The 14712-nt window shown below is 35.6% G+C and carries 8 protein-coding genes; 5 read left to right on the forward strand and 3 right to left on the reverse strand.

Annotated features, from left to right (window positions below; all coding sequences use genetic code 11):
• The first annotated feature begins 76 nt into the window (after positions 1-76).
• Complete coding sequence (gene mnmG, locus CBM24_RS27055) at positions 77-1936, forward strand: tRNA uridine-5-carboxymethylaminomethyl(34) synthesis enzyme MnmG (RefSeq protein WP_088163396.1); 1860 nt, start codon at positions 77-79, stop codon at positions 1934-1936.
• 78 nt (positions 1937-2014) lie between these two features.
• Positions 2015-3694, forward strand: coding sequence for an Ig-like domain-containing protein (locus CBM24_RS27060; RefSeq protein ID WP_088163397.1), 1680 nt, complete (start codon positions 2015-2017; stop codon positions 3692-3694).
• Positions 3695-3743: 49 nt separating this feature from the next.
• Here the strand turns inward: CBM24_RS27060 and CBM24_RS27065 are convergent, their stop codons facing one another.
• Entirely contained in the window at positions 3744-4250 is a 507-nt protein-coding gene (locus CBM24_RS27065; protein ID WP_088163398.1) for a gamma carbonic anhydrase family protein, read from the reverse strand.
• Positions 4251-4255: 5 nt separating this feature from the next.
• The gene (nadB, locus tag CBM24_RS27070; RefSeq protein WP_088163399.1) at positions 4256-5848 is read right to left on the reverse strand and encodes an L-aspartate oxidase; all 1593 of its coding nucleotides are present in this window, start codon (positions 5846-5848) and stop codon (positions 4256-4258) included.
• A 3148-nt stretch (positions 5849-8996) separates the two neighbouring features.
• Here nadB and nadA point away from each other — a divergent pair.
• Both nadA and thiL read left to right on the forward strand, forming a co-directional pair.
• Complete coding sequence (gene nadA / locus CBM24_RS27080) at positions 8997-9992, forward strand: quinolinate synthase NadA (RefSeq protein WP_088163401.1); 996 nt, start codon at positions 8997-8999, stop codon at positions 9990-9992.
• A 227-nt stretch (positions 9993-10219) separates the two neighbouring features.
• On the forward strand, positions 10220-11272 hold the full coding sequence (gene thiL / locus CBM24_RS27085) for a thiamine-phosphate kinase (protein WP_088163402.1): 1053 nt from the start codon (positions 10220-10222) through the stop codon (positions 11270-11272).
• A 33-nt stretch (positions 11273-11305) separates the two neighbouring features.
• Here thiL and CBM24_RS27090 read toward each other — a convergent pair whose 3' ends face one another.
• A complete protein-coding gene (locus CBM24_RS27090; RefSeq protein WP_088163403.1) occupies positions 11306-12094 on the reverse strand; it encodes a segregation and condensation protein A in 789 nt (262 codons plus the stop codon).
• Between the two features lie 160 nt (positions 12095-12254).
• Between CBM24_RS27090 and dxs the strand changes: the two genes are divergently transcribed.
• On the forward strand, positions 12255-14183 hold the full coding sequence (gene dxs, locus CBM24_RS27095) for a 1-deoxy-D-xylulose-5-phosphate synthase (RefSeq protein ID WP_088163404.1): 1929 nt from the start codon (positions 12255-12257) through the stop codon (positions 14181-14183).
• Positions 14184-14712 lie beyond the last annotated feature (529 nt).

Genomic DNA, 14712 nt, shown 5'->3' on the forward strand with positions numbered 1-14712 from the left:
CACGTGGAACACAAAGAAAACGTAAATTTACAAAGAAATAAAAATACCACGTTTCACGTGGAACAAGAATAGAAAAATGTTTAAAAAATATAATGTAATTGTCGTTGGTGCGGGGCATGCCGGATGTGAGGCAGCGGCGGCAGCAGCTAACTTAGGTTCGTCCACTTTACTCATCACAATGAATATGGGAGTAATAGCCCAAATGAGTTGTAACCCCGCTATCGGTGGTGTAGCAAAAGGACAAATTGTAAGAGAAATTGATGCTATGGGCGGATATACTGGTATCGTAGCAGATAAATCAACCATTCAATTCCGAATGCTCAATCTTTCGAAAGGTCCAGCTATGTGGAGTCCACGTACACAAAATGACCGAATGCGTTTTGCTGAAGAATGGAGGTTACAATTGGAGTCTCTTCCAAATTTAGATATGTGGCAAGATACCGTAAAAGAAGTTATCGTCAAAAATGGAAAAGCTTGCGGTGTCATCACTTCGATGGGAATAGAAATAGAATCGGACGCTGTGGTACTGACCAATGGAACTTTTCTAAATGGTGTAATTCACATTGGCGATAAGAAATTTGGAGGCGGTAGAACAGGAGAGAAGGCAGCCACAGGTTTAACCGAACAACTTGTTTCCCTTGGTTTCGAATCAGGAAGAATGAAGACAGGAACTCCACCACGCATAGATGGGAGAAGCCTCAACTATGCATTAATGGAAGAACAGTGGGGCGACGAAAAAAGAGGGCGGTTTTCTTATACAGATGTAGAAATACCTACTGAGCAACGCTGTTGTTGGATTACCTACACAAACGATAAAGTTCACGAAATGCTTCGTACTGGGTTTGAAAAATCACCCATGTTTACGGGACGCATCAAAGGATTGGGTCCGCGTTATTGCCCTTCTATAGAAGATAAAATAAATCGCTTTGCCGAGCGTGAAAGACATCAGATATTCGTGGAGCCCGAAGGTTTTAAAACAGTAGAAATCTATGTCAATGGATTCTCGACTTCATTGCCGGAAGATGTACAATTAAAAGCTTTGCAATTAATCCCTGGTTTTGAAAATGCAAAGATGTACCGACCAGGTTATGCCATAGAATACGACTACTTTCCACCAATGCAATTGGATCTAACCCTAGAAACCCAATTGGTGAAACATCTATTTTTTGCAGGACAAATCAATGGGACTACTGGTTATGAAGAGGCCGCCGCTCAAGGTTTCCTAGCCGGGATAAATGCGCATCAACGCATCAACGATGATAAGGAACTTATTCTAAAACGATCCGAATCTTATATAGGTGTATTGGTCGATGATCTCGTAACAAAAGGAACTGAAGAGCCATACCGTATGTTTACATCAAGAGCAGAACATCGTCTACTTTTGCGCCAGGACAATGCTGATATTCGCCTAACCCCATTAGCTTATAAATTGGGATTAGTAGGAGAAGAAAGACTCAAAAAAGTGCAAGACAAAATTGATAACTCAACTAAAATAATTGAGTATCTAAAACAAAATTCAACCAATGTCGAAAAGATGAATGCAGTATTAGCAGAAGTTGGCTCGAGCGCTCTTCCTCAGAAAACAAGGTTGAGTAATGTACTTGCGAGACCACAAGTTGGTATCCACGATATTCTGAAAGGAGATGAAGGCTTTGCAAATTATGTATCCCAATTTGATAACGACACCATCGAACAAGCAGAGATCAATCTCAAATATGAAAGCTATTTCGATAAAGAAATGGAAATAGTTAATCGTATGAAGAAGATGGAAGATAGAGAAATAAACCCTGATTTCGACTACAGCTTGCTAACGTCATTATCCATTGAGGCAAGACAAAAGCTATCAAAGGTAAAACCACGTACACTGGGACAAGCCTCAAGAATCTCGGGTGTTTCACCTTCCGATATCACTGTATTGATGGTACATATGAGTTAAATAACTGATATACAAATACTTATATATAAAATATTACATAGCTTAAAATAAGCGATTTAAGACAATATTCTATTTTTTATGACAACTTCTTTAAAAGAAAATAAAAGTGGTTCAAAAAGGCTAAAAAGTAGCTTAAAAACAAGATTACTTATTTTAAGCATGTTTATTATGCTTATTGGCTTGTCCATACAATGTGCGAGCATACAACAGCCTACGGGGGGGCCAAAAGATTCCATTCCCCCGAAAATACTACTGGAAAGTCCTACGAATTTTTCGAAGAATTTTACAGCAAAAAAAATAGTTATCACTTTCGACGAGTATATCAAACTGGCAAATCAGCAAAAAGAATTCAGTATTACGCCAGACATGGGGAGTAACCCAGAATTCAAGGTCAAGAAAAAAAATCTAGAAATTACCTTACCTGATTCTCTCGAAAAAAATACAACTTACAGCATATATTTCGGTAAAGGACTAGTCGATTATAACGCAGGAAATGCACTGGTCAATTATGCTTATGTATTCGCAACAGGAGACAAAATAGATTCGCTCAGTATATCCGGTAATGTAAAAAGCGCAGTGACCAAAGAGGTCCAAAAAGATGTTAAAGTCTTATTGATCCCCACTAGCCAAGATTCCATTTTCGGGAAGAAGAAAGCGAATATATTTACGACAACAGACACTGCAGGCAATTACAAACTAAACAATTTGAGAGAAGGAACCTATCGCATTTACGCACTTCAAGAAAAGAACAATGATAGGATCTATAATGGCGCTGATGAAGAAATAGGTTTCCTAAAAGACTCTATCGTGCTAGCGCGAGACTTAAACAATATCAATTTGGAGATATTCAAAGGAACCCCAAAAAAGTTTAGAACGCAAGAGAAGAAATTTGAAAAAAATGGAAGTATACTTCTTATTTTTAACAGGCGAGTGGACAAACCCAAACTCAATATCCTAAATGATGAAGTAAACAACAAGGATAAAATAGTACGCTTTTCAAATACATCAGACTCCGCTACTTTGTTTATTCCAAATTTAAAAATAGACTCCCTAAAGCTGGTTCTGACAGAAAATGAAAGGCCATTGGACACCATTCTAATTAGAAAAGGGAATGTAAAAATAGAGCAGACAATTGATCCTATTTTTACCCCGAATAATGGGCGAGTAGATCGGATTACACACCTTCAGGTATCTGCATTCACACCGATCAAGAATATAGATAAAACCAAGTTGAAATTCAAAGAAGACTCATTGGTCCGAACCAATTACCAACTTGCCGTTGATACAGCGAATAGCAATATCTACCATATTCGATATAATTGGAGAAAAGATAAAAAGTACCAAATTGAGTTTACAGAAGGCGCCATAACAGGCTATTTTGGCGAGCAGAATAAAGAGAAAAAGCTGGATTTGACTTATGACGATAGTGAAAACTATGGGGATCTGACATTTGATTTTACAGATCTAGATAGCAATATAACATATCTGGTAGAGTTAATCAATGAGAAAAAAGATAAAGTCTCCCGCGTCGACAAAATAAACATGAACAATCCGACCGTCGTATACAAACAGTATCCAGGAGGAAAGTATAGCATACGTGTAATTCGCGACGACAATGATAATGGAATCTGGGATACCGGAGATGTCGAAAAGAAAACCTTTCCGGAACCTGTTATATATCTAAATAAAGTATTTACGATACGTGCTAATTGGGAACAAAAAGATAGTTTTTCATTGAATGGCCTCAAAAAAGAATAACTGAGGCCATTCTAAAATAATAATTTAAAACACTGCTAATTCGATTAAGCTAAAACCAAGAACTGTATAGAACATAATTATGTGGTAGCTGCTGCAATAGATCTTTCTGCTCTTCAGTAAGTGCCTTTATCTTTTTCGCAGGTACCCCAGCATATAGAAATCCCGATTCACAGCGGCTGTTTTCTAACACCACTGCTCCAGCTGCTACAATAACATTCGATTCAACAATAGCATTATCCATAACGATAGCTCCCATACCAATGAGTACATGGTCTTCCAAAATACATCCATGTACCATAGCCTGGTGGCCTATACTTACATAATTTCCAATCGTTGTACCGCATTTCTTATAGGTACAATGTATAACAGCACCATCTTGAATATTCGTATAATTACCAATACGAATATAATTGACATCTCCACGTATTACAGCGTTAAACCATACCGAACAGTGATGCCCAATCTCTACATCGCCTACAATCGTTGAATTAGGTGCTAAGAAGCATTCTTCGGCTATCAATGGAGATTTATCCAAAACAGGTAAAATAAGTGCCATATTCCTTAAAAAATTGTGTCCTGTAGTACTTCCGAATGTTTAGGGTAGTCAGTTGTATAATGCAATCCCCTACTTTCTTTCCTCAACATAGCTGATTTTGTCACAATATAAGCGACTTGAATAACATTACGCAATTCACACAATTTAACAGAAAGCCTGGTATTTCGATAAAATTCTTCAGTCTCCTCATATAACAGATGTAATCGTTTAAGGGCTCTTTCCAGCCTAAAATCGGAACGAACAATACCAACATAGTCACTCATAATCTTTTGGCATTCGCGCAAATTATGACTTACTAAAATATCCTCATTTGAAAGTGAAGTTTTAGAATCATCCCATTCCGGAACGTCAACAATATGGTTAATCAATCCTATCGACTTTGTGGCGTCTAAGAAAATACGATGCGCATAAACAAGTGCTTCAAGAAGCGAATTAGAAGCCAATCTGTTTGCACCATGTAGTCCAGTAGAAGAACATTCACCGCAAGCATATAAATTAACAAGGCTACTGCGTCCAAAATCATCGACATAGATACCCCCGCAGAGGTAATGCGCAGCCGGTGTAACTGGTATAAAATCCTTCGCCATATCCAGCCCGATCGAAAGGCACTTTTCATAAATGTTTGGAAAATGCTTGATAATATCCTGTTTATCCCGATGCGTAATATCGAGGTAAACATAATCTATACCTGATTTCTTCATCTCGGCATCAATAGCTCTAGCAACGATGTCTCTTGGTGCCAAGGAAGCACGTTCATCGTACTCCTCCATAAAAGATTCACCATTGATCCTCCTTAAAATTCCCCCAAATCCACGTACAGCTTCGGATACCAAAAATGCAGGCGAATCCTTTGGATTATATAAAGAAGTAGGGTGAAATTGCATAAACTCCATATTACGTACCTTACCTTTTGCCCGATACACCATCGCTATACCATCTCCAGTCGCGATAGTTGGATTTGTTGTACTTGAATAAACATGACCGGCTCCGCCAGAGGCCATCACGGTGACCTTACTCAAAATCTGATCTACTAAATGTGATGAGGTATTAAAAGCGTAAATTCCATAACAGGTAATGTCTTCCCTATTTTTATCCACGTACTCACCCAGATGATGCTGTGTAATCAAATCAATGGCAAAGTAATGTGTTACAATTTCAATATTGGGATCACTATGTGCTTGAGCCAATAATGCACGCTCTATTTCGTAACCAGTTATATCTTTATAATGTAAAATACGATGAGCTGAATGTCCCCCCTCTTTTGCCAGGTCATACAAGCCCGATTCCTCCTTGTCAAATGATGTCCCATATGAAATAAGTTCTGCTATCCGTTCCGGTGCTTCTCTTACTACGTTTTCCACAATTTCAACATCGCATAAACCATCCCCAGCAATCTGAGTATCAATGATATGCTTTTCAAAGCTATCTGACTTATCCACAACGGCAGCCACTCCCCCTTGCGCATATTTTGTATTAGACTCATCCTCATTGGACTTAGTGACTATCAATACTTTACCGAATTTCGATGCCTTTAAAGCAAAGCTCAATCCAGCAATACCTGATCCAATGACCAAAAAATCTACCTTTCTATCTGCCATATAAATTAAAATTCACAAACTATCCCCAAAAGTGACGATTCAAATTAACGAAAAATGTGGAAAACGTGTAAATAAAAGGTTAAATAAAAATGAAAAGTATTTAACAATTCACAAATCCCCTATTTCGAAGCCTTATTTCTAAAATTTTTCCGCACAAAAATCCATAGATTTCCACATTTTCTAAACAAAAACTATTCAACAAAAATATATGGAAAATAAAAAATACGATAAATTAGAATTTTAAAAATCAGCTCTTTAATAGATAAATCCTGTTGAAAAATTGTTGAAAACTCATTAAAAACCTAAAATCAAAATTGAAATAACCTAATTTATACCACTTTTCCACACCATAATAAACAATAAGAGATTTTCTATTTTAAGTAATTAGTATTTATTGAAAAAAAAGATTGTGGAATACGTTCGAAAATCTTTGTTTAGTTTTGTCAAGTTCGATTAGAGGCGGTTAGATTTCGATATCTGGGAATTATAAAGTCCCCTATTGAAATATTTAATTCTAATTGAGTTTATATTATTTTTTTAATTTCCTATTGGCTTTTGAAGCGCTTTAGGATTGGATATTTATTTTATTTTTTTTTGTATATGGATTTAAAGTAGTTTCAGCGCGTTATTTATATTTTTTTCAGGAAAAATTTAGTTTTAAACCGTTTTATACTTGGATATTTTCCCTTATTGGATCTTATTTCAATTTTATTGGATTGTAACTGATAGAAATTGATGAAGGAATGGTTTAATTCTCATTTTGGTGCTATGAGATTTCAATATTTTTGGTTTTCAACCAGATAAATTCTTTTATTGAATTCTAATAGCTACTAATCTTTGCTTTGAAATTTCTTTAAAAAGGTAATTTACTTGATTTTGCTATTTGGATTTTAAGTCGTTTTAGGATTGCTTATTTGCTTATTTTTTTTAAAAATATTAGAATATGGCCTTCTCAACGAGTTTAAATTGGATTACGAAATTTTATAATTTTATCAGCAAATTTTTCAAAATGAAAATTGAACCTTAATGGTTATTGGAATTTTTATTCCTGGATCGGTTTATCGTATTCGGATTGGCTATAATATCGGTTTGGTTTTGGCGGAATTGAATTTTAAACAGAATCTCAAGCCTATTGTTTAAAAATAAACCCGGTTAAAATTGGATATTTATACAAAATTTGTTTTCAGTGCTTTTTATTGCATTCTATGCGTTTAAATAGTGAATTTTTTGCGATCTAAGTGAAATTTTAAAATTAGCTTGTTTATAATTTTGGATTGCAAATAATTTCTTCAAATAATTTATTGTAGAACAAACAATCTTACTATATTTGCAGCCCAACATCCCTTAGATGGAGGAATTATCCAAATTTAGATCAGTGAGATTCGAATATTCTGGATTATTGTTATGGAGTATCTTTTTATATCATTCTCAGAGCGTATTTTTCTAAAATAAAGCCCTTATGGATTGAATATATTGACTTGATTCGCTATTTGTTTCGAATATTTAATTCTAAGCGACTAAGTTGCTTTGAAAATGCGTTGTCAGTCGCATATTTAGTGTTATCTTTTAATATTATCTATATATTTGACTATCAAGCGGTTTAATTCACTAAATTTAATATAAATGTGAAAATTTATATTTTTTAACAAGTTTATATTTCGTTATTATATTTATTAGTATTTTTTAAGTTATATTTGTTGGATTTTTTGCGGTTTATACTATAATTATCGCTAGATGCTTGGTCTAGCCGGATATACGCTCGGATTCTGTTATATTGAGCTTTTGAGGGAGTTATTTACTGGATTCTTATCTGATACTCGGTATAATTTATTCTATTTTGGTGGGATCCATCATTTATTCTTGAATTTTGTAAAATTGAATTGTGAAAATTTCATTAAAGCCTCTTAGAATTAAATAAATTCACTATCTTATATTATAGTAGCCAATATTTAATTCTTATCCGCTTTATTTTGGATGCTGTATGCATCATTTAGTCATATATTTTATTTTCCGAGAAATACTCTCTTCTAGATTCGCTTCTACTTGACTCTTTTAGATTTTCTTATAAATATCCAATTCTTATAGGGTTTATTTGAACTATTTCATTCAACGCTATCGACCCTGAATTGGCATAAATTTACATCGCTACATTCCTATATTCATTTCTATAAGCTGTTAGTATCTTTATATGTAAATGTAAAAGCACTTATTCCAGAGATTATTGTTTTGTATTGATTGTCTATGACGTATTTTTATTGATGAAAATTGATTTTCGCCCAATTCTGGCCTCCGTTGCTGTATGTGGTTGGTAAATGGAAAATATATAAACTTCAAATATTTGCGATTAGAATGGCATATTTAGGGAAGATGATGATACAATATACTATAGACGATTCTGAGGGCGTTTATTTTATTTTCGAAGCTATTTTGTACGCTTTCAATGCTGCAGGCATATACAGTTTACTCCAAATTTACAAAATAAACCCGCTGAGAATTTGATATAAAATTATTGATCAATCCAGAATCCATTAATCTTGCCTATACGAGCTCAAAAACGTTTTTTAATCTGAAATGTTAATAAATAAAGCTTCCTTTTCTGCTATATTTTTCATTGTTTTGTAATATGCCTAAAAACGTTCCTTAGGCTATGAAGGTTGGATGCGGATGAAACTGATTTTCGAAGATCGAAATAATGTGAAATAAACCCTTTCAGCTTTTGGTATAAATGAAGAGTTCGAATAGTTTCCTAAATATTCAAGTCTAAAAGAGTTTATATGGACGTAATATTGCGTAATTAAACTTTATATAAATTAATTTAACTATTAATATTTGTAAATGTTTAATTTGTATTTTTTAAATAGGTATTTCACTGTCAGTTCTGCAAGATCATGTAATTGGGCAACAGTTGTAGCTGTTCGATCAAATTTGAAAACTGACATTATCCAATAAGCTAGACTCGGTAGATCCGTTGTAATCTATTATTGATTAATAAGAGGTTTTATATCAGTGTTTTATCTGTTATTATCTAATAATGCATCACATTCAAGCGAGCGGTATATTACCACGACCTGATTAATTTGCTTTTAATTGACTTTTATATATCTAACAATGCTTATTTTTGCTGTTCATAAAAGTTGAAACTACTCGCATGGAAATTGTAAATTATGAGCTTCAAGCAAAAGGTTATATCGATGCTCCGATTGATCCCTCACTGGATTTGATTAAAGAGATCCAACGGTTAAAGAAAGAAAAGAACGCTGTCATCTTGGCTCACTATTATCAAGAGTCTGAAATTCAAGATATAGCGGATTATATAGGAGATAGCCTTGGTTTATCCCAGGAAGCTGCGAAAACTGATGCAGATGTAATTGTTTTTGCTGGAGTACATTTCATGGCTGAGACGGCTAAAATACTTTCACCGACGAAAAAGGTTCTTCTGCCAGATGCCAAAGCAGGTTGTTCGCTATCAGATTCTTGCCCACCGCATCTTTTCGCTAAATTTAAGGAACAATATCCTGATCATTTGGTCATCACTTATGTAAACTGTACAGCGGAATTGAAAGCGCTTTCCGATATCGTATGTACCTCTAGTAACGCTGTTCAGATCGTAGAGAGCCTGCCAGCGGATCAGAAAATCATTTTTGGGCCGGATCGTAATCTCGGAGCATACGTTAAAAAGAAAACTGGACGAGATCTTGTGCTTTGGAATGGTGCATGTATGGTCCATGAAATTTTTTCTCAAGATAAAATTGATCGTTTGAAAAGCGAGCACCCTGATGCTAAGTTTATTGCCCATCCGGAGTGTGAAGATCATATACTGGCGATAGCCGATTATGTGGGATCGACTGCCGGCATGCTTAAATTTACCCAGACAGATACGGCCCAGGCTTATATTGTTGCTACAGAATCAGGTATTCTCTACCAAATGCAAAAAGCAAGTCCACATAAGACTTTTATCCCTGCACCTCCTAATAATGCCTGTGCATGTAATGATTGCCCGCATATGAAGCTTAATACGCTTGAGAAGCTATATAACTGTCTGAAGTATGAATCGCCTGAAATCCTTCTTCCCGAGGATGTTATTCTCCGAGCCCAGCGTCCTATTGAACGTATGTTGGAAATATCGGCAAGTTTAGGCTTATAGAAATCTGCATAATTTTTGATCATACCAAGATAATAACTGATTGGTTTTCAATGGTCAATAATGATTTCGTTGAGCTGTTTATATGCAGTTCAACGAAAAGAGTCCAATGTATAAGCAGGGGGGCATTGGTCTTATAGTAAAACTTATTTTGTAATGCCATCCGGATATCTCTCTGGGAGATGATTATCAGCAGGCATTATCTATATTAAACTTTTAAACTTTTTAGCATGTTTGATTTTGAAAACACCGAGCGAACCAATTTGGAAGAAATGGGTGAGTTCGGCTTGATTGATTATATAAAAAAAGCTGTAGAATTAACAGAAAAATCCACAATTAAAGGGATTGGCGATGATGCTGCTGTTCTAGATTTTGGAGGTAAAAAAACCTTGATATCTACTGATCTACTGTTGGAAGGGATTCATTTTGATCTTAGATATGTTCCGTTAAAACATCTAGGTTACAAAGCTGTTCAGGTCAATTTGAGCGATATTTACGCGATGAACGGAATAGCTTCACAAATTACCTTTTCAATAGGTCTGTCCTCAAAATTTCCATTGGAAGCTGTAGAAGAGATTTATCAGGGAGCATTGATTGCCTGTAAGAAATATAATGTCGACTTAATTGGCGGAGACACTTCCGCTTCAGCCCAAGGCTTGGTTATTTCTGTGACAAGCATAGGTTATGCTGATACAGATCAGATCGTTTATCGTAGTGGTGCGCAGGAAGGTGATCTCTTGTGTGTGTCTGGTGATCTAGGGGCAGCTTATATGGGCTTACAGCTCTTGGAGCGTGAAAAGGATATCTATTTAGAAAATCCCAATGTACAGCCTGATTTAGAGGGAAAGGATTATATCGTTGAACGTCAATTGAAACCTGAAGCCCGGAAAGACATTGTTGAATTATTTGCCAAGCTAGGGATCAAGCCAACAGCGATGATGGATATTTCAGACGGGCTTGCATCGGAAATTCTACATATTTGCAGGCAATCTGACAAAGGTTGCAGATTATATGAGGAAAAGATTCCATTGGATCAGATGACTTATGATACGGGGCGGGAATTTGGTATTGATCCAACCGTAGCTGCACTTAATGGTGGTGAAGATTATGAACTACTGTTCACAATAGCTCAGGCTGATCATGATAAAATCAAAAACTTACCGGATATTAGCATTATTGGTTATATGACCCCAAGTACTGAAGGCTGTGAAATGATTTCCAAGTCAGGGAATCTTTATCCGATAACAGCCCAGGGTTGGAATGCTTTTAAGAAAAAAGATTAATACGAAAAAGACCTGTTCAAAACAGGTCTTTTTTTATGCTTCTTGCTCCTCAAGCCGGAGTTCCTCTACCTCATTTGGATCTCTTTCACCTACATTGAAATTGTTATAGCCTAAGCCCACTTCGATCTGTAATAATCTCTGTTGCAGCATTTCAAGAATTGCTAAAAAGTTATAAACAAACTGTATTTTATTTTCTGAGTTTTTAAGAATTTCTTGAAAATCCAATTTTTTATTGATTTCAATTAGTTCGGCTATTGCTTTCTTCTGTTGTTCAATGGTGTATGGATATTTGAAAACTGTATGTGTTACTTCAGGGGGACGATTACGGAATTGATACATCATTTGCTCGTAAATCATCATTAGACTATAAAGGTCGAAGCTATCCAAATTTTCTCCGGTAGAATCTAATTTTAGTCTTTGTTGGATATCATAGCGTATGTTGCCTCGATTGTATAGTTTGAGACGATCCTCCTCCAAGACTCTCAAATCGTCACAGGTCTCTTTAAATTGCTTATAGAGAATAAGTTTTTGAACAAGATCTTCTCTAAGATCGATTTCATTCTCATTTTCATCAAGATCTAGACGAGGCAAGAGCATTTTAGCTTTAATACGCATCAGTGTCGAAGCAACAAAGATAAACTCGCTTGCCATTTCCATATTGAGCGCTTGCATTTGGCTCACATACGATAAAAAATCATCTGTAATCTTTGAAATAGGTATATCGTGGATATTTAATTCATCCCGTTCGATAAAAAATAATAATAAATCAAAAGGTCCCTCAAATTGAGGAAGCTTGATTTCGTAGCCTTCTTCTACTTGCATATCTTATACAAATTTACATATAAAATCTTTTGGAATAACTTCGATACAAACTATTCATTATTTTATTTGTTGTACCTCAATATGTAAATGCGATTTAATTTTAAAGATTAAATAAAATTGTCGTTACTTTGTACGAACATATCATGTAAATAGCAGTACTATGCAGTTTGAGGCTGGAGAACTATTAAGTAAAATAAACGATCCCTCTGATCTTAAAAAGCTAAAGGAAGACCAATTAGAACAGTTAAGTCAGGAATTACGTCAATTTATTATTGATCAGGTTTCGGTTAATGGTGGTCACTTTGCAGCAAGTTTGGGAGTCGTCGAGTTAACGGTGGCGTTACATTACGTAATGAATACCCCGTATGATCAATTGATCTGGGATGTAGGTCATCAGGCTTATGGACATAAAATCCTAACGGGGCGTCGCGATATATTTCATACAAATCGAATTGAGAACGGAATTTCGGGCTTTCCGAACCGTTTTGAATCTAAATACGATGCATTTGGTGTTGGTCACTCGTCAACATCTATTTCTGCTGCGCTGGGTATGGCTGTTGCCTCTCAGATAAAAGGTGAGAAAGACCGTCAGCATATTGCTGTAATCGGTGATGGTGCCTTGACGGGAGGAATGGCATTTGAAGCATTGAATCATGCTGGAATTTCTAAATCAAATCTTTTGGTGATCTTAAATGATAACTGCATGTCGATAGATCCGAATGTTGGTGCATTAAAGGAGTATTTGACAAGCATTACCACCTCTAAGCGATACAATAGATTTAGAGACGATATAGCAGCAGTATTGACAAAGATTTCAGAAGTTGGTCCCAATGCACTTGGCATTGCCAAAAAGCTTGAAAAAAGCATAAAGGGAACTTTGCTGAAAAATGCTAATTTATTTGAATCTTTAAATTTTAGATACTTTGGGCCAGTTGACGGGCATGATGTTAAAAAATTGGCTAAAACGCTAGAAGATCTTAAACACATACCAGGTCCCAAATTATTACATGCTGTCACTATCAAAGGAAAGGGCTTCGCGTTGGCGGAGAAAGACCAGACGAAGTGGCACGCTCCAGGTTTATTTGATAAAATTACCGGTGAGATCAAGAAGTCTTCGAATGATAAACCGGTAGCTCCCAAATTTCAGGATGTCTTTGGACATACCTTGGTGGAGCTTGCAGAAGAGAATGATAAGATTGTGGGTATAACACCTGCAATGCCATCCGGTTCTTCCATGAATATTATGATGAAAGCTATGCCTGAGCGTGCATTTGACGTCGGTATTGCCGAACAGCATGCTGTTACTTTCAGTGCTGGACTTGCAACTCAGGGACTATTGCCATTTTGTAATATTTATTCATCGTTTATGCAACGGGCCTATGATCAGGTAATCCATGATGTTGCATTGCAAAATCTGAACGTCGTTTTCTGTTTAGACCGTGCGGGCGTGGTAGGAGCGGATGGTGCGACACACCATGGAGCTTATGATATCGCATTTATGCGCTGTGTTCCAAATATGACGGTTTCTGCGCCGATGAATGAGGAAGAGTTACGAAATTTAATGTATACAGCTCAGTTACCCAATAAAGGTCCATTTGTTATTAGATATCCTAGAGGAAATGGTGTTATGCCAGACTGGCGTCGCCCATTTACGGAAATAGAAATTGGAAAAGGACGTCTTATAACAGAAGGGGAAGAGCTTGCTATATTGAGCTTTGGCGCTATAGGAAATGAAGCCGTTAAAGCGGTACAGCAGTTGAATGAATTAGGGATACACCCAGCACATTATGATCTTCGATTTGCTAAACCATTAGATGAAGTCTTACTCCATCAGGTCTTTAAAAAGTTTGATAAGATTATCACGGTTGAAGATGGAAGTTTACAAGGGGGCATAGGTTCGGCTGTATTGGAGTTTATGGCAGATCATGGATATCATAGTCAAGTGGTTCGTTTAGGTATTCCGGATAAGATCATTGAGCATGCTGAACAAAATGCACAGTGGAAGAATGCGCACTACGATGCAAATGCGATCATAGCAGAAGCTAAAAAACTTTGTAATGGAAAATTGACCAGTTCAATGGTCGGATAAAAGTTATACACTATAGAAACAAAGAAGGAGATCCATATGGACCTCCTTTTTTGTTTCTATAGTATAGCCTTTTTGGAGCTCACAATTAATCTCATATGTTGCAATGTGTTTTTTTCTTCCGGATAGATTATATAGATTTTTGTTTAACAGTTGGACATAAATAAGTTGAATCGTCCATTAGCAATGATGTTAAGTTGGCTTTAAATTCTTATAAATTTAATATTAAAAATATATGAACTAAAGATTGTAATTAGCTATTATTTTGGTTAATTTAGATTTAGACCTTAAGGACTGAGACGTAGTTAGTTTGCTACTTTTTTTGTTCTTTTTTTTAAATAAATTTGGAATGTTAATAATTATTTTTAGAGATCAATTTTAGCGCTAGTTTTCCACAATTTTACATAGTAAATATCTGATATATAAAGGTTTATTAATTATTTTATATTTTAGTTTTTTAGCTGATATTTTTTTGTCATCTTCGTTCTCAGAGAAAGTTATCAACATATTTTTTGTCGCGTATTGTAAATCA

Source organism: Sphingobacterium sp. G1-14 (assembly GCF_002196555.1).
GTDB classification, from domain to species: domain Bacteria; phylum Bacteroidota; class Bacteroidia; order Sphingobacteriales; family Sphingobacteriaceae; genus Sphingobacterium; species Sphingobacterium siyangense.